Origin of the sequence: Pseudomonas sp. QS1027, assembly GCF_002814235.1 — a bacterium.
GTDB lineage: Bacteria > Pseudomonadota > Gammaproteobacteria > Pseudomonadales > Pseudomonadaceae > Aquipseudomonas.
On sequence record NZ_PHSU01000017.1, the window covers coordinates 1 to 18,482 of the forward strand.

14 protein-coding genes are annotated in these 18,482 nt (G+C 64.7%); 4 read left to right on the top strand and 10 right to left on the bottom strand.

Going from position 1 to position 18,482, the window contains the following annotated elements; translation table 11 throughout:
* Positions 1-115 precede the first annotated feature (115 nt).
* Both CWE01_RS16400 and CWE01_RS16405 read left to right on the top strand, forming a co-directional pair.
* Positions 116-1,696 carry a sensor domain-containing diguanylate cyclase gene (locus tag CWE01_RS16400; protein ID WP_100941588.1) on the top strand — a complete coding sequence of 527 codons (1,581 nt, stop codon included), beginning with the start codon at positions 116-118 and terminating at the stop codon, positions 1,694-1,696.
* 93 nt (positions 1,697-1,789) lie between these two features.
* Positions 1,790-2,938, top strand: coding sequence for a MalY/PatB family protein (locus CWE01_RS16405; protein WP_100941730.1), 1,149 nt, complete (start codon positions 1,790-1,792; stop codon positions 2,936-2,938).
* A 172-nt stretch (positions 2,939-3,110) separates the two neighbouring features.
* Here the strand turns inward: CWE01_RS16405 and CWE01_RS16410 are convergent, their stop codons facing one another.
* The 5 genes from CWE01_RS16410 to CWE01_RS16430 form a co-directional block, all read right to left on the bottom strand.
* Positions 3,111-3,317, bottom strand: a complete 207-nt coding sequence (locus CWE01_RS16410) for a hypothetical protein (RefSeq protein ID WP_100941589.1) — start codon at positions 3,315-3,317, stop codon at positions 3,111-3,113.
* Between the two features lie 169 nt (positions 3,318-3,486).
* Positions 3,487-6,606, bottom strand: coding sequence for an efflux RND transporter permease subunit (locus CWE01_RS16415; protein WP_100941590.1), 3,120 nt, complete (start codon positions 6,604-6,606; stop codon positions 3,487-3,489).
* Complete coding sequence (locus tag CWE01_RS16420; RefSeq protein WP_100941591.1) at positions 6,603-7,808, bottom strand: efflux RND transporter periplasmic adaptor subunit; 1,206 nt, start codon at positions 7,806-7,808, stop codon at positions 6,603-6,605. Before CWE01_RS16420 ends, CWE01_RS16415 begins: the two co-directional genes overlap by 4 nt.
* The gene (locus CWE01_RS16425; protein ID WP_100941592.1) at positions 7,805-9,247 is read right to left on the bottom strand and encodes an efflux transporter outer membrane subunit; all 1,443 of its coding nucleotides are present in this window, start codon (positions 9,245-9,247) and stop codon (positions 7,805-7,807) included. The genes CWE01_RS16420 and CWE01_RS16425 overlap by 4 nt, the downstream gene beginning before the upstream one ends.
* Positions 9,248-9,369: 122 nt before the next feature.
* The gene (locus CWE01_RS16430; RefSeq protein WP_100941593.1) at positions 9,370-10,062 is read right to left on the bottom strand and encodes a response regulator transcription factor; all 693 of its coding nucleotides are present in this window, start codon (positions 10,060-10,062) and stop codon (positions 9,370-9,372) included.
* A gap of 171 nt (positions 10,063-10,233) precedes the next feature.
* Here CWE01_RS16430 and CWE01_RS16435 point away from each other — a divergent pair, with 171 nt between their 5' ends.
* Both CWE01_RS16435 and CWE01_RS16440 read left to right on the top strand, forming a co-directional pair.
* The gene (locus CWE01_RS16435; protein WP_100941594.1) at positions 10,234-10,923 is read left to right on the top strand and encodes a response regulator transcription factor; all 690 of its coding nucleotides are present in this window, start codon (positions 10,234-10,236) and stop codon (positions 10,921-10,923) included.
* A complete protein-coding gene (locus CWE01_RS16440) occupies positions 10,901-12,259 on the top strand; it encodes a HAMP domain-containing sensor histidine kinase (RefSeq protein WP_177410488.1) in 1,359 nt (452 codons plus the stop codon). The genes CWE01_RS16435 and CWE01_RS16440 overlap by 23 nt, the downstream gene beginning before the upstream one ends.
* Positions 12,260-12,378: 119 nt before the next feature.
* Here the strand turns inward: CWE01_RS16440 and CWE01_RS16445 are convergent, their stop codons facing one another.
* The 5 genes from CWE01_RS16445 to CWE01_RS16465 are packed head-to-tail and all read right to left on the bottom strand — an operon-like array spanning position 12,379 to position 18,343.
* On the bottom strand, positions 12,379-13,221 hold the full coding sequence (locus CWE01_RS16445; protein WP_100941595.1) for an alpha/beta fold hydrolase: 843 nt from the start codon (positions 13,219-13,221) through the stop codon (positions 12,379-12,381).
* A gap of 37 nt (positions 13,222-13,258) precedes the next feature.
* Positions 13,259-14,902, bottom strand: coding sequence for an ABC transporter ATP-binding protein (locus tag CWE01_RS16450; protein ID WP_100941596.1), 1,644 nt, complete (start codon positions 14,900-14,902; stop codon positions 13,259-13,261).
* Positions 14,899-15,747 (bottom strand): ABC transporter permease, encoded by an 849-nt coding sequence (locus tag CWE01_RS16455; protein WP_100941597.1) that lies wholly within the window; start codon positions 15,745-15,747, stop codon positions 14,899-14,901. Before CWE01_RS16455 ends, CWE01_RS16450 begins: the two co-directional genes overlap by 4 nt.
* Entirely contained in the window at positions 15,747-16,736 is a 990-nt protein-coding gene (locus tag CWE01_RS16460) for an ABC transporter permease (protein WP_100941598.1), read from the bottom strand. The genes CWE01_RS16455 and CWE01_RS16460 overlap by 1 nt, the downstream gene beginning before the upstream one ends.
* A complete protein-coding gene (locus CWE01_RS16465; protein WP_100941599.1) occupies positions 16,733-18,343 on the bottom strand; it encodes an ABC transporter substrate-binding protein in 1,611 nt (536 codons plus the stop codon). The genes CWE01_RS16460 and CWE01_RS16465 overlap by 4 nt, the downstream gene beginning before the upstream one ends.
* Positions 18,344-18,482: the final 139 nt, after the last annotated feature.

Below are 18,482 nucleotides of genomic sequence, written 5' to 3' on the forward strand. Positions count from 1 at the left end.
GGCGCCTACAAGGGCATGTCGATTTTTTATGCCTGGCCCATAGGGCTGCCGGGCGCTCTGATCTATCATTGCACCTCAGGCTGCCCGGGCCCGCCATTACTCTCATAAGAAATCCATGCCACGCATCGACCTCCGCCGATTGATCCTGTTGCTGTCGCTTTCCGCCGTCACCCTGACGGCCGGCAATCTTTTCTTCGCCAGCTACCAGACCCAGCGCAACTTCCTGATGGAACAGACCCTGGAAGCCAATCGGATCTATGCCCTGAAGCTGGCCAACACCACCAACAACTTCCTCAAGTCGACCCAGCAACAACTGGCCTTCAGCGCCGGCCTGCTCCCGGCGATCTGGGACCAGCCGGAGCAACTGTGGCAGGAAGCGCACCGACTGCGTCGCCAGACCGGCAGCTTCAACTCGGTGATCGTCATCCGCGCGGATGGCAAGATCATCGCCTCGTCGCCCACCTCGATGAACCTGACCGGCACCTTTTCCGCCAGCGAAGGCTTTCGCCAGGCCAGCATGGCGCGCCAGCCCTATATTTCCAGCCCCTACGTCGGGGCCAACAACCACCTGATGATCCAGATCTCCCATCCGATCTTCGACGGCGACGGCAACTACCTGGGCTACCTGGGCGCCGGTATCTACCTCAACGAACCGAACATCCTGCACTCACTGCTGGGCGAACAATATTACCGTGACGGCTCCTATCTCTATGTGGTCGACCCCCAGGGCCAGTTGATCTATCACCAGGACCCCGAGCGCGTCGGCGACGTGATCAAGGGCAACCCGGCCATCGACGCGGTGATCGCCGGCGAGACCGGCAGCCTGAGGTTGAAAAACTCCAAGGGCGTCGACATGCTCACCGGCTATGCCCCGGTGCCGCGAATCGGTTGGGGCGTGATCAGCCAGCGACCCACCTCCATCACCCTGGAGGGCCTGCAACGGCTGATGCTGGAAGTCGCCGGTTACGCCGTGCCGCTGTTGCTCCTGTCGCTGCTGGGCATCTGGTGGATTTCGACACTGATCAGCAAACCGCTCTGGCAACTGGCCAATACCACGCAGTATTGGGGCTCCTCCACCGCCGCCCAGTCGGTGAGCAAGGTCAAGGCCTGGTATTACGAGGCCGCGCAGTTGAAGAACACCATGCAGAAGGCGTTGATGTCGCTGCACCAGCAGTTGGGCAAGCTCAACCAGGAAAGCGTCACCGACCCGCTGACCGGTCTGACCAACCGACGCGGCCTGCAATTGATCCTCGACGACTGGGAAAGCCACCGCCAGCCGTTCTCGCTGATCGCCCTGGATATCGACCACTTCAAGCAGGTCAACGACAGCTACGGGCACAGCGCCGGCGACCTGGTGCTGCAACACCTGGCCCAACAGATCCGCCGCCACTCCCGGGAAAGCGACGTGCTCTGCCGCCAGGGCGGCGAGGAATTCCTCATGCTGCTGCCCTCCACTCCCGTGGCCCAGGCGGCACTGGTGGCCGAGCGATTGCGCGCGGCGATGGCCTATACCGAAAGCCCGAACGGCATTCCGGTGACCATCTCCCTGGGCGTGGCCAGTTGGCCCCAGGACCGCAAGAGCGTGGCCCAGGTGCTCAGGGAAGCGGATCAGGCCCTCTACCGGGCCAAGGATGGCGGGCGCAATCGCGTGGTGCGCAGCGATGACGAGACCCCGCCGGATGCCCCGAACAGTTAGACTGACACCTCCCTGGCGACACGCATCGGACCGCCGTCCCAGGCCATGAACACCCGACGCTTTCGGGGATTTCTTTCGAGTTTGACCACCAGCATGACCTTCAACTTCGACACGCTGATCGACCGCCGCGACACTGGCAGCACCAAGTGGAGCCGCTACCCGGCCGACGTCCTGCCCATGTGGGTGGCCGATATGGACCTGCCGGTGGCGAACGCGATCACCGAGGCCCTGCACAAGCGCCTGGAACATCCGCAACTGGGTTACAGCGTGGCCCAGGACGCCCTGCGCCAGGCCATCATCGCCGACCTCTGGAGCAAGTACGCCTGGCGCGTGGAACCCCAGGAGCTGATTTTCCTGCCCGGTGTCGAGCCGGGTTTCAACATGGCGCTGCACGCCTTTGTGCAACCGGGCCAGAACGTTGTGGTGCAGACACCGAACTACCGTCCCCTGCGCCTGGCGCCAGGTCACTGGAACCTGCCGAAAGTCGAGCTGGAGTTCGAGCGCGATGCCCAAGGTGACTATGTCACGCCCTTCGGCGCCCTGCGTAACGCCTTGCAAGGCGGCGGCGCGCTGCTGTTGAGCAACCCGCACAACCCGCTGGGCAAGGTCTTCCCACGGGAAGAATTGCAGCAGGTGGCGGATATCTGCCTGGAACAGGGCGCACTGATCGTCAGCGACGAAATCCACGCCGACCTCTGCTTCGATGGCCGTCGCCATGTGCCGATCGCCTCCCTGAGTCCGGAGATCGCCCAGCGCACCATCACCCTGATGTCGGCGAGCAAGGCCTATAACATCGCCGGGCTGAAGACCGCTTACGCCATTGTCCAGGACCCGGCGGTACGCGAGCGTTTCAACGCCGCCCGTTCGGGGATGGTCGACAGCGTCAACGCCCTAGGGCTGGAGGCGACCTGCACGGCCTACACCGAGTGCGGAGGCTGGCTCGCAGGCTTGATGGAATACCTGCAGGCCAACCGCGACTACCTGCAACACGCGGTGGAAACCCGCTTGCCGGGCGTGGTCCTGCGTCCGGCCCAGGGTACTTACCTGGCCTGGCTGGATTGCAGCGCGTTGGGCCTTGCGGACCCGTACCAGTTTTTCCTGGAAGAGGCCAAGGTGGGCTTGAGCGCGGGGATCGAGTTCGGCGACGACGCGCAGCAGTTCGTGCGTTTGAACTTCGGTTGCCCGAGGGCATTGCTGGAGGAAGGTATCAGCCGGATGGAGCAGAGTCTGCGTCGGCGCTGAAAACACGATGCCGGCCTGCTACGGAAATGGGATCTTGAAGACACCACACAACCTGTAGGAGCCGGCTTGCTGGCGATGCGATCCGATGGTCGACATCGCTGTCGCCTGGAAAACCGCTATCGCCAGCAAGCCGGCTCCTACAGGGACCGTGTTCAGACTTGGCTGAACGGGGTCAGGCCTGTTTTTTCAGGCGCGGTTTGGCCTTGGGGAAATACGGCTGCTTGACCAGCACCGTCGACGCGGGCTTCACGGCCTTCGTCGCAACCACCTCGACCGGCACCTCCCCACCAAACTCCGCGACATAAGCCGTCTGGCCACAACGCAGTCGATTGTTGATGGGAAACTCGTCCCCGTTGTCGTAAATGTACGCATCCTTCATAGCCATCTCCTTTTCAACATAATTGGGCCGTACCGGCAAATCCCCGGCGGCTTCAAAAACATTGAGCGTAGTCGACCGACGGCGACTCGCAGGCTCTGGTGCAAGGTTCCGACGAATGACCGCCCGGTCACGAAATTTTTATTTTCCTGGCCAGGCTTTCACACGGATTTCACTTCTGCGCGCCTAGGATGGGCTCACTCCTCGTTTCAATCCCATTGGACTCGCCTTCGTTGCGGGTCTTTTTTTGCCCGCGCAACCGGTCGAACCACAGGTAGACCACCGGCGTGGTGTAGAGCGTCAGCAGTTGCGACACCGCCAGCCCGCCGACGATGGCGATCCCCAGGGGCTGGCGCAATTCCGAACCCGCGCCGTGACCGAACGCCAGTGGCACGGCACCGAGCAGCGCCGCCAGCGAGGTCATCAGGATCGGCCGCAGGCGCAGCAGGCAGGCCTCGTGCACCGCTTCCCGCGGCGCCATGCCAGCGCGCTCGGCCTCCAGGGTGAAGTCGACGATCATGATCGCGTTCTTCTTGACGATACCGATCAGCAGGATGATCCCGATCATGCCCAGCACCGACAGGTCCTGCCCGCAGATGATCAACGCCAGCAAGGCGCCGAAGCCGGCCGAAGGCAAGGTGGAAATGATCGTCAGTGGGTGGATGGCGTTTTCATAGAGCACGCCGAGGACGATATAGACCGTCAGGATCGCCGCCAGGATCAGCCAGGGTTGCGACTTGAGCGAGTCCTTGAAGGCCTGGGCGGTGCCCTGGAAACTCCCCGACACCGTGTCAGGCAGGCCCACCGCCAGCGAGGCCTTCTCGATGGCATTGACCGCGTCGCTCAGGGCTTGCCCGGGCGCCAGGTCGAACGACAGGGTAATGGCCGGGAACACGCCCTGGTGGTTGATGATGATCGGCGCCAGTTCGTTGCGGATACTCGCCAGCATGTCCAGCGGCACCATGCCCCCGGTGGTCGAACGCACATACAGGTGCTTGAGGGTGTCGATGGACATCTGCCAGCGCGGATCGAGTTCGAGAATGACGTGGTTCTGGTCCAGCTGGGTGAACATGGTCGCGATCTGCCGTTGGCCGAAGGCGTCATAGAGCACGTCGTCGATCGCCTGCACATTGACCCCCAACCGCGCCGCCGAGGGCCGGTCGATCACCAGGGTCGCCTGGGGTGCCGCACGCTGCTGGTCGGAGGTCACGTTGCGTAATTGCGGCAACTGCTTGAGACGGTCCAGCAACAAGCCGCTCCAGTGGTCCAGTTCCTGGCTGTCCGGGTCCTGCAAGGTGTACTGGTACTGGGTCTTGCTGGTCCGGCCACCGATCTGGATATCCTGGTTGGCCTGCAGGAACAGCTTGATGCCCTGGACCTTGTCGAGGGCCGGCTGCAAGCGCGCGATCACCTGCTGGGCGCTGGCCGTGCGCTGGTCGAACGGCTTGAGGTTGACCATCACCCGGCCCTGGCTGACCGTCGGGTTGGGGCCGATCCAGTAATAGGCCTTGGCCACCGCCGGGTCGGCGCTGACGATATCGGCCAGCAGCGCGACGCGCTGGCGCATGGCCTCCGGCGAGATGTCCGAGGCGGCTTCGGCAACGCCCTGGATCAGGCCGGTGTCCTGCTGCGGGAAAAAGCCCTTGGGGATATACAGGTAGAGCATCGCCGTGGCGACGAAGGTGGCGACCGCCACCGCCAGGGTCAGGCGCTGGTGATCGAGCACCCACTCCAGGCTGCGCCGGTAGCGCTCGTGAATCCGGTTGTAGACCGCCTCGCAGGCATCACCGAAACGGCTCGGACGCGAGTCGTGTTCCGGTTTGAGCAGCCAGGCGCAGAGCATCGGCGTCACGGTCAGGGAGACCACGCCGGACATCAGGATCGCCACGCTGACCGTCACCGCGAACTCACGCATCAGTCGCCCGACAATGCCGCCCATCAACAGGATCGGCAGGAACACCGCGATCAGCGACACGGTCATCGAGACAATGGTGAAACCCACTTCGCGCAGACCGTCCACCGCCGCCTGAATCCGCGACTTGCCCATCTCCAGGTGACGGACGATGTTTTCCATGACCACGATGGCGTCGTCCACCACGAAACCGACGGCAATCGCCAGGCCCATGATCGACAGGTTGTCCAGGCTGTAGCCCAGCAGGTACATCACGGCAAAGGTCGCCACCAGCGACAGCGGGATGGTCAGGGTCGGGATCAGGGTCGCGGTGGCCTTGCGCAGGAACACGAAGATCACCACGACCACCAGGGCGATGGACAGCAGCAAGGTGAACTGCACGTCGTTGACCGAGGCGTTGATGGTCTGGGTACGGTCGCCGACCACCTGGACCTGGACGTCCCGGGGCAAGGACGCGGTCAGGGCCGGCAGGCTGGCGCGGATATTGGCGATGGTCGACAGCACGTTGAAACCCGGCTGCTTGTGGATGTCGACGATCACCGTCGGCTGGCCGTCGATACCGGCCGCCTGCTGGGTGTCCTCGGCGCCATCGATGACCCGACCGAGATCGCCGAGCTTGATCGGCACCCCGGCCTTGTAGGCCACCACCTGCTCGCGATAGCCCTTGGGGTCGAGCAACTGGTCGGTGGCATCGAGGGTCACCGAGCGGTACTGGCCGTTGAGGTTGCCCTTGGGTTGATCGAGGGTGCTGAGGCCGACGATGCTGCGCACTTCTTCCAGGGTCAGGCCACGGGCTGCGAGGGCATCCGGATCGATCTGGATGCGCACCGCCGGCTTCTGTTCACCATGGAAATCCACCAGGCCGACGCCGGACATCTGCGACAGGCGCTGGGCCAGGTAGTTGTCGGCGTAGCGGTCGAGCTCCGGCAAGGGCCGTGTCGGCGAGGTCAGGGCCAGGGACAGCACGGTGAACTCCGCCGGGTTGACCTTGTTGAAGGTCGGCGTGCTGGTCATGGTTTTCGGCAAGGTCGCGCTGGCAGTGTTGATCGCCGTCTGCACGTCCTCGGCCGCGCCGTCGATATTACGCGACAGGTCGAACTGCAGGACGATCTGGGTCTTGCCCGAGGAACTCGAAGAGGTCATCGAGGTGACCTGCGGCACGGCCGCGAACGCCCGCTCCAGCGGTGTCGCCACCGAGGTCGCCATGGTTTCGGCGCTGGCTCCGGAAAGCTTGGCGGTGACCTGGATGGTGGGGAAATCCACCGTCGGCAACGGTGCCACCGGCAGTTGGAAATAGGCGACGGTACCCAGCAGCATCACCCCCAGGGCCAGCAGGCAAAGGCCGGTGCGGCGCTGGATCAGGCCAGCGAGCAGGTTCATCGCTTGCCTCCGGCGCTGCCGGTCAGCGCCAGCTCAGGGGCCGCCGGGTCCGACTCCAGGCTGACCGGCTTGACCTTGAGCCCAGGGGCAATCCGCGACTGGCCCTGGACCACCACCACTTCACCCGGCGCCAGGCCGTCCTTGATCCACTGTTGGCCGTCGACCACTGTCGCCGCCTTCACCTGCCGCGGTTCGACCCGCTGGTCGGCATTGACCACATAGACGAAGTCACCCTTCTGCCCTTGCTGCACGGCATTGGCCGGCACCACGGTGGCGGCCTTCTGGGTATTCACCAGCAGGCGCGCGCCCACCAGTTGGCCGGGCCAGAGTTGCTGGCCGCCGTTGTGGAATTGCGCCTTGAGCTGGATCTGCCCGCTGGCGGCAATCACCTGGCTGTCGATGAAATTCAGCGACCCGCTCGCCAACTGCTGACGGCCATCGCGACTCATGGCGAGCACCTGCAAGGGTGCCACGGCGTTTTCCTTGAGGATCCGCGCCAGATCGTCCTGGGACACCGAGAAGGCCACCGAGATCGGGTCCATCTGCGTCAGGGTCACCAAACCGGTGGCATCGGCACCGTGGACAATCGAACCGACGTCCAGCAGGCGTTGCCCGGTGCGACCGGTGAACGGCGCATCGATCCGGGTGAAGGCCAGTTGCAGGCGGGCATTCTCCAGCGCCGCCTGGTCGGCCTGGACCGTGGCCTGCTGGGCCGCCAGTTGCGCGCGATAAGTGTCGACATCCTGGGTCGGGCCGGCCTTGGCCGCCGCCAGCTTGCTGGCCCGATCGAGGTTGACCCGCAAGTTGGCCAACTGCGCCTGGTCCTTGCTGACCAGCGCCTGGGCCTGGGCCATTTGCGCCTGGTAGACCCTTGGGTCGATCTGCGCCAACTGGCTGCCGGCATTGACCATCTGGCCTTCGGTGAACAGGACTTTCTGCAATTCGCCGTCGACCCGCACCCGCACATTGACGGTATTCAGAGGCTGGACATTGCCGATGGCATCGATCCAGATCGGCAGGTCCTTCTGCCCCGCCGCCTGCATCACCACCGGGATGGCGCTATCCACGGGGGCTGCCGGTGCCGCCTGGGCCCGGTCGATCCATTGGCTCTTGATCAACAGCGAAGCACCGAGCATGGCCACGACCAGCAGGCCGAGGCGCAGACGACGGGGTTGGGATGGCGCCTGGGGTGAGAGCTTCATGGCTGAACGACCTGAGAGGGAGAAGAAGGAGTGGCGGCGGCCAGGGTGGGCACGCTGAAGTCGCCGCCAATGGCGCGAAACAGGCCGACGGCGGCCTGCAAATGCTGGAGGCGCACCTGCAACAGGCTGTCTTCGGCCTGGTACTGGGTGCGCTCGACCACCAGCAGCGTCTGGAAATCGGTGGAGCCGAGCCGGTAGCGAACCTGGGCCAGGCGCGCGGCCTCGCGGGCCGAGCCGACGGCCGCCTGGTCCAGGGCATAGGCCTGGTCCAGTTGTCGAGCGGCGCTGAGCTGGGTTTCCACGTCGCGCAGGGCTTCGATGATCGAGGCGCGATAGCTGGCGGTCAGTTCCTGCACATGGGCCTGGTCGGCGTGCAGTTGCCCGGTCAGTTGGCCGCCGCTGAATACCGGTTGGGTCAGGTTGCCGACGATGCTCCAGATATGCCCGCCGGCCAGGGTGTCGATACCGCCCAGCAGGTCCAGCGAGAGATTGGGCAGGAACGCCGCCCGGGCCACGCCGACGTCAAAGTTGGCCGACACCAGGCGGGCCTCGGCGGCCTGGATATCCGGACGCTGGCGCACCAGGCCGACGGGCAGGCCGACCTTGGGTTGCGGCACCTGGAGGGCGTCGAGCCCGGTCTGCTGGACCTTGAAACCTTCCGGTGGCACACCCACCAGCGTCGCCAGTTGGTACTGCGCTGCGTCGAGTTGCTGTTGCAACAACGGCACCGCGGCCTGGAAGGTTTGCTGGGCATTGCGCTGCTGTTCGACTTCCAGGCTCGACACCGCGCCCTGGCTGGCCTGCACCTGCACCAGGTCGAGGACCTGGCTGGCATCGGCGGCGATGGACTGGGCCAGGCGCACGCGGTCTTGCAGCGAGAGGACCTGGAAATAGGTGTCGGCGATGCTCGCACCGAGGGTCATGCGCAGGGTCTGGGCATCGAACTGGCTGGCGTTGGCCAGGGCCTGGGAGGAATCGGCGGTAGCGCGTTGCTTGCCCCAGAAGTCCACTTCATAGGTGGCCTCGGCGAAGACGCTGGATTTTTTCGTGCTGCCGTAGTTGTTCTGCCGCTGATAGTTGCCGCCCAGGGACAGGTTGGGGTATTGCCCGGCACCGGCCACCTGGGCGATGGCCCGAGCCTGGTCGACCCGGCTCACGGCGGCCTTGAGGCTGTAGTTGTCGTTCAGGCCACGGGCGATCAGGCCATCGAGTTCGGCACTCTGGAACTCATGCCACCAAGGGCCGCCCGCCGCGTCGGCTGGGGTCGCGGACGGGTCCTTGGCCGACCATTGCGGGGCCAGGGGCAAGGCCGGCTGCTGGTAGCCCGGCACCAGCGAGCAACCGCCCAACAGCGTCAGGCCGGCCAAAGCCAGGGCGCGCAACAGTCGGCTTGGGGTATGAGGTGGATGAAAAGCCTCGAATCTCGGCGTGAGAAGCATCTACGGGATATCTCCAGAACCTGTGTGGCAGAGCCATCGATCAGATTCCGAAGCTATCAGGCGCAGGCCCGCGTCCCGTTCCTCCAAAGCTAAATTTTAGTTTAGGTAAATTCATCTTTACCCTACACCGGCTCTTCACCGTCCTGTAGCAATCGGTACCCGACCCCCGGCACGGTCTGGATCAGCGAATGGCTGAACCCGGCATCGAGTTTTCGGCGCAACCGATAGATGTGTTTATCGATCACGTTGTCGATGGGGTCGAAGTCATAGTCCCAGGCGCTCTCCAGCAACATGCCGCGGGTCACCACCTCATCGCAGTGGCGCATGAGCTTTTCCAGGATCAGCGACTCGCGCTGCTGCAAGGCAATGACCTGCCCTTCACGGGTGGCGGTGCGCGCGGCGCAGTCCAGTTGCAGGCTGCCGACCCGCAAGGTCCGCGACAACCCCACCGCCGGGTCACGACCACGCTGCAAGGCTTCGAGCCGGGCGAGCACCTCGACAAAGGCATAGGGCTTGGCCAGGTAATCGTCACACCCGGCGCGTAAACCTTCGACCCGCTGGGCAGTGGAGTCCAGGGCACTGAGCATCAGCACCGGCGTGCGCAAACCCTGGCGCCGCAGCGCCTGGACCAGCGCGAGACCGTCCAGTCCCGGCAGCTTGCGGTCGACGATCAAGGCGTCGTAGATCCCTTCCAGGGCCATGTCCAGGCCACTGCGACCATCGTCGACGGTATCGGCGACATGTCCACTTTCGTTGAGACCGCGCACCAGATAACTGGCCGCCCGGGCATCATCCTCGACAACCAGAATTCTCACGGCCGGCTCCGCACTGACTCAGCTAAACTTTTTTTCATATTGACGCGACCTTTCAGATAAACCCGGTTTGGCACACTATGCCGGTCGACCAGCCAACCACGATTCACTGGCCAGCAGACTCCTCCGGGGTCCGTGCAAGACTACCACCCTCTCTCATTCTGCGAAGTGCCCATGACCCATGTTCTGGTCGTCGAGGACGACCCCGCCACTGCCCGGGAGATCGAAGCCGCCCTGCAAGACCACGGCTTCGACGTGACCCATGTCGATAATGGTCGAGAAGGCCTGGTGCGCGCCATCAGCGACAGCTACGACGTTATCGTCCTCGACCGCATGCTCCCCGGTGCCCTCGATGGCCTCGGCATGCTCACCGCCCTGCGCGCCTCGGGCATCGCCACGCCGGTGCTGATTCTCAGTGCCCTCAGCGCCCTGGACGAACGGGTTCGCGGCCTGCGGGCCGGCGGCGACGACTACCTGACCAAGCCCTTCGAATTTATCGAACTGACCGCCCGCCTCGATGCCCTGAGCCGCCGCCGGATCGCCCCCAGCGAGGAACGGGTCAACCGCCTGCGGGTCGGCAACCTGGAACTGGACCTGCTCAAGCGTAGCGTCAAGCGCGGCGAACGGACGGTGGACCTGCTGCCTCGGGAATACGCCCTGCTCGAATACCTGGTGCAGCACGCCGAACAGGTGGTGACGCGAACCATGCTGTTCGAGGCGGTGTGGAACTACGCCTATGACGAACGTACCAATGTCATCGAAGTGCATATGGGCCGTTTGCGCCGCAAGGTCGATGGCGACGGTGAAGAACCGATGATCCACACCATTCGCGGGGCAGGCTATGTTCTCCGTTCACCTGCGTGAAATCCCCCGCACCATCAGTTTCCGCACGGCGCTGATGTCCCTGGCGCTGTTCAGTTGTTCGTTCCTTGCGCTGTTCGGTTATATCTATTGGCAAACCGCCGGCTACCTGATGGCCGAGGTCGATACCGCCCTCTACCGGCAGATCGACAACCGTAGCGCGCAGCCCGAAGACCTGCGCCTGGCGGAAATTCGCAAGCACTCCGACCAGGATATCGACGGTCGCCTGCCCCACGGCCTCTACGATGCCCAGGGCCAGCTGATTGCCGGGGCGGTCGGGAAAATGCCGGCCTTCAAGGGCTATGACAAACCCGCCGAATTCTCCTGGAAGCAGCCGCAAAAAAAGAACCGGCCGATCCGCTTCATCATGCATCGCCTGGACAATGGCCAGACCCTGATGGTGGCCCAGGATATCCATGACCTCAGCGAGTTCGACGAGTTGCTGGTCAACGCAATGGTCTCCGGCGGCTCTTTGCTGCTGGTGGTGGGACTGCTCGGAGCGGTCGGGCTGGGCTACGCGGCACGCCGGCGGCTGGATGTGCTGACCCGCTCCATCGAACGCATCGTCAAGGGCGACCTCAACGAACGCCTGCCGACCCGTGGCAATCGCGACGATATCGACCGGATCGCCACGGTGGTCAACCAGATGCTCGACGAGCTGGAGCGGCTGATGAGCGAGGTCAAGGGCGTCTGCGACGATATCGCCCACGACTTGCGCACGCCCCTCACCCGCCTGCTCGCGGGCCTGGAGCGCGCCCAACGCCGGCACCTGCGCGAGGACGAATACCAGGCGGCCATCGACAATGCCATCGAGGATGCCCAGGGTTTGCTGTCGACCTTCCGCGCCCTGTTGCGGATTTCCGAGATCGAGGCCAGTGCCCGCCGTAGCAGCTTTGCCGAGATCGACCTGAACCGCATCGCCGCCGATGCCGCCGAGTTTTTCGAGCCGCTGGCCGAGGAGCGTGGTATCGAGCTGACCTTGAATAACGCGCCGGCGCCGTGCCTGATCTTCGGCGATGCGCAGTTGCTGTTCGATGCCACTTGCAACCTGCTGGACAACGCCATCAAGTTTTCGCCGGACCACAGTCGGGTGCAGGTGGCGGTGATGGATACCCCGGACAGGCGTGGGCTGTGCGTGGTGGATAATGGTCCGGGGATTCCCGAAGCTGAGCGCGAGGCGGTGTTTCGACGGCTGTACCGTTCCGAATCCAGTCGGCATACGGCGGGCAACGGGCTGGGGTTGAGCATGGTGGCCGCAGTGGCGCGACTGCATGACATGCGCCTAGAGGTGCAGGACGCCCAGCCGGGTTGCCGGATCGAGTTGATCGTCAGCGCCTGAGAACATGAAACACGCTCCCCTGTAGGAGCCGGCTTGCTGGCGATGCGATCTTATGGCCGATATCGTCGTCGACTGGATAATCGCTATCGCCAGCAAGCCGGCTCCTACAGGGACCGCGTTCAGCCTTGAGGAAGGCGTTGCAGCAATTGTTCGAACGCCGCCAGCACCTGCTGCGGCTTCTCCAACATCAACTGGTGCCCGCACGCCTCCAGCACCTGGAACTGCGCGTCCGGCAACTGCCGCGCCAGCGCTTCACCCCCACTGGCCGGAATCAGGCCGTCGCTGTCGCCGGCCAGTACCTGGACCGGCAATGTCAGTTGCGCCACCCGCTCGGCCTCTGGCCACTGCACACCCTGTATCAGCCCCTTGAATACATACAGCCGATTACGCTCGGTCAGCTTTTCCTCATACGCCAGCAAGCGTGGATCAACAGACGGATGCCAGGCCCGCTCGCGAAATCCCTTGGCCAACACCGGTCGGATCAGTTCCAGTATCCAGGCCGGCAACGCCAGCAGGCCGCCGCGACTCAAGGGCCGATGCAGCTGCGTGCCGAGCAACAAGGCGCCACTGACCGAATTCACCTGCAACAACGCGCTGAGGGTCAAGCCGGTGCCGAAGGAATGAGCGACGATCAGATTGCGCTCGCCGCCAAAGCGGCGCAGCAACGCCACAACGTCCGCCACCAATTCATCCCAGGCATAGGCCGCCGCCCGCCGCGGCTTGTCACTCTCACCATGACCGAGCAGATCCCAGGCCACCAGGCTGTAACCCTGCTCGCCCAGGGCTTGCCATTGCTCACGCCACTGGTCCTTGTTGCCGCCCGCGCCATGGCAGAAAAACACCACGGTCCCGGCGTTCTCTTTACCCGGACGATGGGCCACGCTGAGGCGTCGCCCGGGACGGACTTCCAACAGTTCACCCCGCACCAGGGGCAGGTGGCCAAAGGATTGAAACTCGGTCATGGGTGTGACAGTCCTGTGCAAGAGAAAAAGGGTGCACTCACAGTGCGCCAGCCACCGCCGGTTCGGCGGAGGTATCGGGCAGCGCCAGCGCGGCGGCCCCGAGCAACGTCCGGGTGTAAGGATGTTGCGGTTCGGCAAACAATCGGGCCGTGTCGCCCTGCTCGACAATCCGCCCGCCCTGCATCACGGCGATGCGGTCGCACAACCGGGCCGCCACCCGCAGGTCATGGGTGATAAACACCAGGCTCAGGCGAAACTGCCGTTGCAGGGCCTCCAGCAGCTCAAGAATCTGCACCTGGACCAAGGCATCCAGGGCCGAGACGCACTCGTCGGCAATCAGGATTTTCGGCCGTACGGCCAGGGCCCGGGCGATGCCGATGCGCTGCCGTTGACCGCCGGAAAACTCATGGGGAAAACGCTCGAAGGCCGCGGCAGGCAAGCCGACCTGTTCGAGCAACTCACGGGCACGCCGCGCCGACTCGGCCTTGGAAACGCCCTGGGCCTGGGGGCCGGTCATGACAATCTGCCCCACCGTCTGGCGTGGGTTGAGCGAGGCAAAGGGGTCCTGGAAAATCATCTGGATCTCGCCACGCATCGGCCGCAGCCGGCGTTGAGACAGGCTCGCGACCTCATGGCCCTGCCACTCCAGACTGCCGCTGTCCGGCTGTAGCAAGCGCACCAGGCAACGGCCCAGGGTCGACTTGCCGGAGCCCGATTCGCCGACAATGCCCAGGGTCTCGCCTTCACGCAGATGCAGATCGAGCCCGGCCAGGGCCTGGGTCTGGCGGCGACTCCACCAACCGCCACGGCCGCCGAAATGTTTTTCCAGCTGCCGGGCAGCGAGAACCTCGGGCGCATCAACCGGCAACGAACGCGGCGCCAGCGGCTGCGCCGTGACCGCCGCCAGCAGGCGCTGGGTATAGGCTTCGCGGGGCGCCTCAAGCACCTGGCGGGCCGAACCCTGCTCGATCACATGGCCGCGCTCCAGCACCAGCACCCGGTCGGCAATCGCCCGCACCACGGCAAAATCGTGGGTGATAAACACTATCGCCATGCCCTTGTCACGCTGGATGCGGCGCAACAGGTCGAGGATCTGCGCCTGGGTGGTCACGTCCAGCGCCGAGGTCGGTTCGTCGGCGATCAGCAGGTCCGGATCGAAGGCCAGGGCCATGGCGATCACCACCCGCTGGCGTTGACCGCCGGACAGTTCGAACGGATAAGCCTGGCGCAGCCGCAGCGGATCAGGCAGGCCGACATAACCGAGCAAATCGATCACCCGCTGCTCACGCACCCGGGCCGAACGCTCGCCATGGGCACGCAGGGTTTCGTCGATCTGCCGGCCCACGCTCAGCAACGGATTGAGCGCACTCATCGGCTCCTGGAACACCATACTGAGGGTCCGGCCGCGCAACTGGCGCATCCCCTCCTCGTCGCGCCCGGCCAGGTCCTCGCCGCGAAAACGCAGGCGGCCACGCTCGATGTGCAGGGGCGCCGGCAGCAAGCGCAACAGCGCCTTGGCCAGCATCGACTTGCCGGAACCCGACTCACCGACCAGGCACAGGCACTCCCCCGCCGTCAGCGACAACGACAGGTCATACAGCGCATGGCTGCGGTCGGCCCCCGCGGGCAAGGCGATACGCAATTGCTCGACGCTCAACAACGGTGTGCGCTCCGGGCTCATGAGTTCGCTCCCTGTCGACGGGCCGGCTCGAACGCCACTCGCAGTCCTTCGCCCACGCGATTGACCGCCAGCACGCAAAGCAGGATCGCCAGCCCCGGCAGCAGGCTCATCCACCAGGCTTCGCGCAGCAGTCCGCGCGAGGCATTGATCATGTAGCCCCAGCTCATGGCATCGGGATCGCTGAGGCCGAGAAACGCCAGTGCGGCGTCGGTGAGGATCGCCGTGGCCATCACGAAGGTCAGGGTCACCAGCAACGGTGCCAGGGCATTGGGCAGGATCTGCCGGCTGATGATTGCCAGCGGCGACTGCCCGAGCACCCGTGCCGCCAGGACGAACTCACGCTGGCGCAGGCTGAGGAATTCACCACGTACCAGGCGCGCCACCGCCGGCCAGGCCACCAGGGTGATCGCCAGTACGGTGGAGCTCAACGACGGTTCCAGCACCGCCACCAGGATCACCGCCAGTACCAGTTGCGGAATGATCTGGAAGAACTCGGCGATGCGCATCAGCACGCCATCGAGCCAGCCGCCGAAATAGCCGGCGACCGCGCCCACCAGGGCGCCCACCAGCAAGGTCGCCAGGCTCGACAAGGTGGCGATCGCCAGGGACACCCGAGCGCCATAGAGCAAGCCACTGCCGAGGTCGCGACCGAGCATATCGCTGCCCAGCCAATGGGCCGGATCCTGGAACGGCGCCAGCAACGGCGTGCTGTTCATCTCCCAGGGGCTACTGTCGGTCAGCCACGGCGCGGCCAGCGCCAGCAGGCTCAGCAGCAGCAGGAAGCCGGCGCCGATCAGCGCCGAGGGTTGTGCGAGAAAACGTCGAATCACCGAAACCTCATTCATCAGGATTGCCCCTGGGCGCCGATACGCGGGTCCAGCAGTCGGCAGGCCAGATCGGTCAACAGGTTGAAGCCGACCACCAGCGTCGAGATCACCAGGAAGCCGCCCATCAGTACGCCGTAGTCACGTTGCGCCAGGGCGTCGTACATCAGCCGGCCGATGCCCGGCCAGGAATAGACCACCTCCACCAGCAAGGCACCGCTGGCCAGTTGTCCCAGTTGCAGGCCGGCGAAGGTCACCACCGGCAACAGTGCATTGCGCAACACATGGGCCCAGAGGATCCGTCGTGGGGTCAGGCCCTTGGCCCGGGCGGTGTAGACATACTCCTGGCCCATTGCCTCAAGGGTCGCGGCGCGGGTCAGGTGGATATACAGGGCCAGGAACAGGAAGCTCAGGGACAGGCACGGCAACAGCAGGTGGCTCATCCGGTCCGCCAACCCGGCCCCGCCATGGAGGTCCGCGGCCACGGTCTCCAGGCCAAAGGCCGGCAACCAGTCGAGGTGCACGGAAAACAGCAGGATCAGCAGCATCGCCAGCCAGAAGGTCGGCACGGCGTAGAGCAGCAAGGCACCCTGGGAGATCAACCCGTCCAGCCAGGGCCGCCGCTCCCGGCTACGGGCCGCGAGCACGCCGAGGGCGATACCCGCCAGGGACGAGAGCAGGAAGGCTGAGCCCATCAAGGCCAGGGTCGCGGGAAGACGCTCGGCGATCAGCGTCCAGACCGGGGTCTGGTTGCGGTAGGAATAGCCCAGGTCCAGGTGCGCGGCCTTGCCCAGGTAGATCAGCAGTTGCCGGGCCAGCGGTTGGTCCAGGCCCATGTCATGCCGCAGGCTGTCGATATAACCCGCGTCGTCGACACCGGCCTCGCCGGCCATCAGCAAGGCCGGATCGCCGGGGGCCAGGCGGATCAGCAAAAAGCTCAGCACCAGTACCCCGAGGATCATCAACAGCGCCCGCCCCAGGCGGGCGCCGAGGAACAGCAATGCGCTCATGGCGCCGGGCCGTCGAGGTAGACGCTTTCATCGTCCTCGTTGAGGCTGGTGGCGGTTTGCAGCAGGTTCTTGACCTGGCTGTGGAACAGCGTCGGGTAGCGCATTTCGAAGATCGGCGCGATGGGCAGGTCGCTGTTCAACTGGTTTTCCAGGCGGCTGTAGACCTGGCGGCGCTGCTCGCCTTCCGGGGTGTCGGCGACCTGGTTCCACAAGGCATCGGCCTGCGGGCTGTTGTAACCGCTGACATTGGCGAACGGCGAGGTCTTGAGGATGTAGTCCGAGCGATAGAGGTAGGCGGTGGTCAGGTAGGGGTCGCCGATCTGGAAGATAAAGTTGTAGGTCAGGTCGAAGTCCCAGTCGCTGACCCGCTGGAACCAGGTCGCGGCATCCGAGGTGACCACCTGGACCTTGAAGCCCAGGGGTTGCAGGGCCTGCTTGGTGTACTCGGCCAGGCGCTCCCAGGCGCCGCCCTTCTCACCGTTGAGCAGACGGATACGCACCGCGCCGACATCCACGCCGGATTCGACGATCAGCGCCTTGGCCTTCTTCAGGTCATAGGCGTATTGCGGCAGGTTCGGGTCGTGGTACGGCGTGGTGGAGACGAACGGGCCCTGGGCGACCTTGCCGGAGCCGAAGAAAATATTGTCGACGATGAACTGTCGGTTCAGCGCATAAAGGATCGCCTGGCGCACCTTGGGGTTGTTCAGCGGCGGCTTGCGGGTGTTGATCTGCAGAAACGCCAGGCCGGCATACAGCTCCCAGCCCTGCTCCGAGGACTGTACGCCGGGCAAGGCCGTCAGACGCTTGAGATCGGAGTAGTCGGCATCGCCGCTGCGCAGGGCCTGGATATCCCCGCGCTCGAAGGCGGCGGCACGGGACGAGGCGTCGGGAATCACGTGGAAGACAATACCGTCGAGGTGCGGCAGGCCCTTTTTCCAGTAGTCCTTGTTCTTGCCCAGCTTGATATAGGCGCCGCGCTTCCATTCTTCGAAGACAAACGGCCCGGTGCCCACGGGCTTGAGGTTGTAGGGGTTGTTGCGAAAATCCGTGCCCTGGTACAGGTGCCGGGGCACCACGGGGCGCAGGCCGCTGCCCAGGGAAGAGAGCAACGGGGCGAAGGGTTTCTTCAAGTGGAAGATCACCTGCAACGGCCCCGTGGCCTCGATGGAGGCCACATAGTCGGTAAAGATCCCGCCCAGGCGTTTGTCCACCTCCGGGTAGAAGGTCTGGAAGCTGAACACCACGTCGGCCGAGGTGAAGGGCTGGCCGTCATGCCAGCGCACGCCGTCCTGCAGGTCGAAGGTGTAGGTCAGGCCGTCGGGAGCAATCGTCCAGCTTTTCGCCAGCACCGGTTTGGGCTGGAGCGTGGTGTCGTAGGTCAGCAGGCCCTGGAGGATCTTGCCGCTGACGTATTGGGTCGAGACATGGCTGACCACCCCGTGCATCAGCGACGGCGGCTCCGGCTGGGCCACCAGGTTCAGCACGCCGCCCTCCCGGGGTTCGGCCTGGACGCTGCCGGCCAGGATCAACGCACCGGCCGCAAGGCCGAGCAACACCCGGCGCAGGGGCCGGGTGCGAGACGAATGGGTCGGGGTGAATTCAGGCATGGCGGGCTCCGCAAAAAAGATTCATCAGGCAGGCAACCACAGACAGGCGCCCGGCCCTTTGAAGCGGTTTAGCAAGGCCTGTGCCAGGGCCTGGAAGGCGGTCTTTTGCGGGCTTTGAGCGGTTTTCGAGGACGCTGGC

Coding starts and splice junctions, on each gene's coding strand:
- CWE01_RS16420 (WP_100941591.1), bottom strand. CDS start 7,808: ATGAAGCTCTCACCCCAGGCGCCATCCCAACCCCGTCGTCTGCGCCTC.
- CWE01_RS16445 (WP_100941595.1), bottom strand. CDS start 13,221: ATGACCGAGTTTCAATCCTTTGGCCACCTGCCCCTGGTGCGGGGTGAA.
- CWE01_RS16415 (WP_100941590.1), bottom strand. CDS start 6,606: ATGAACCTGCTCGCTGGCCTGATCCAGCGCCGCACCGGCCTTTGCCTG.
- CWE01_RS16405 (WP_100941730.1), top strand. CDS start 1,790: ATGACCTTCAACTTCGACACGCTGATCGACCGCCGCGACACTGGCAGC.
- CWE01_RS16425 (WP_100941592.1), bottom strand. CDS start 9,247: ATGCTTCTCACGCCGAGATTCGAGGCTTTTCATCCACCTCATACCCCA.
- CWE01_RS16465 (WP_100941599.1), bottom strand. CDS start 18,343: ATGCCTGAATTCACCCCGACCCATTCGTCTCGCACCCGGCCCCTGCGC.
- CWE01_RS16450 (WP_100941596.1), bottom strand. CDS start 14,902: ATGAGCCCGGAGCGCACACCGTTGTTGAGCGTCGAGCAATTGCGTATC.
- CWE01_RS16455 (WP_100941597.1), bottom strand. CDS start 15,747: ATGAATGAGGTTTCGGTGATTCGACGTTTTCTCGCACAACCCTCGGCG.
- CWE01_RS16400 (WP_100941588.1), top strand. CDS start 116: ATGCCACGCATCGACCTCCGCCGATTGATCCTGTTGCTGTCGCTTTCC.
- CWE01_RS16440 (WP_177410488.1), top strand. CDS start 10,901: ATGTTCTCCGTTCACCTGCGTGAAATCCCCCGCACCATCAGTTTCCGC.
- CWE01_RS16410 (WP_100941589.1), bottom strand. CDS start 3,317: ATGAAGGATGCGTACATTTACGACAACGGGGACGAGTTTCCCATCAAC.
- CWE01_RS16435 (WP_100941594.1), top strand. CDS start 10,234: ATGACCCATGTTCTGGTCGTCGAGGACGACCCCGCCACTGCCCGGGAG.
- CWE01_RS16460 (WP_100941598.1), bottom strand. CDS start 16,736: ATGAGCGCATTGCTGTTCCTCGGCGCCCGCCTGGGGCGGGCGCTGTTG.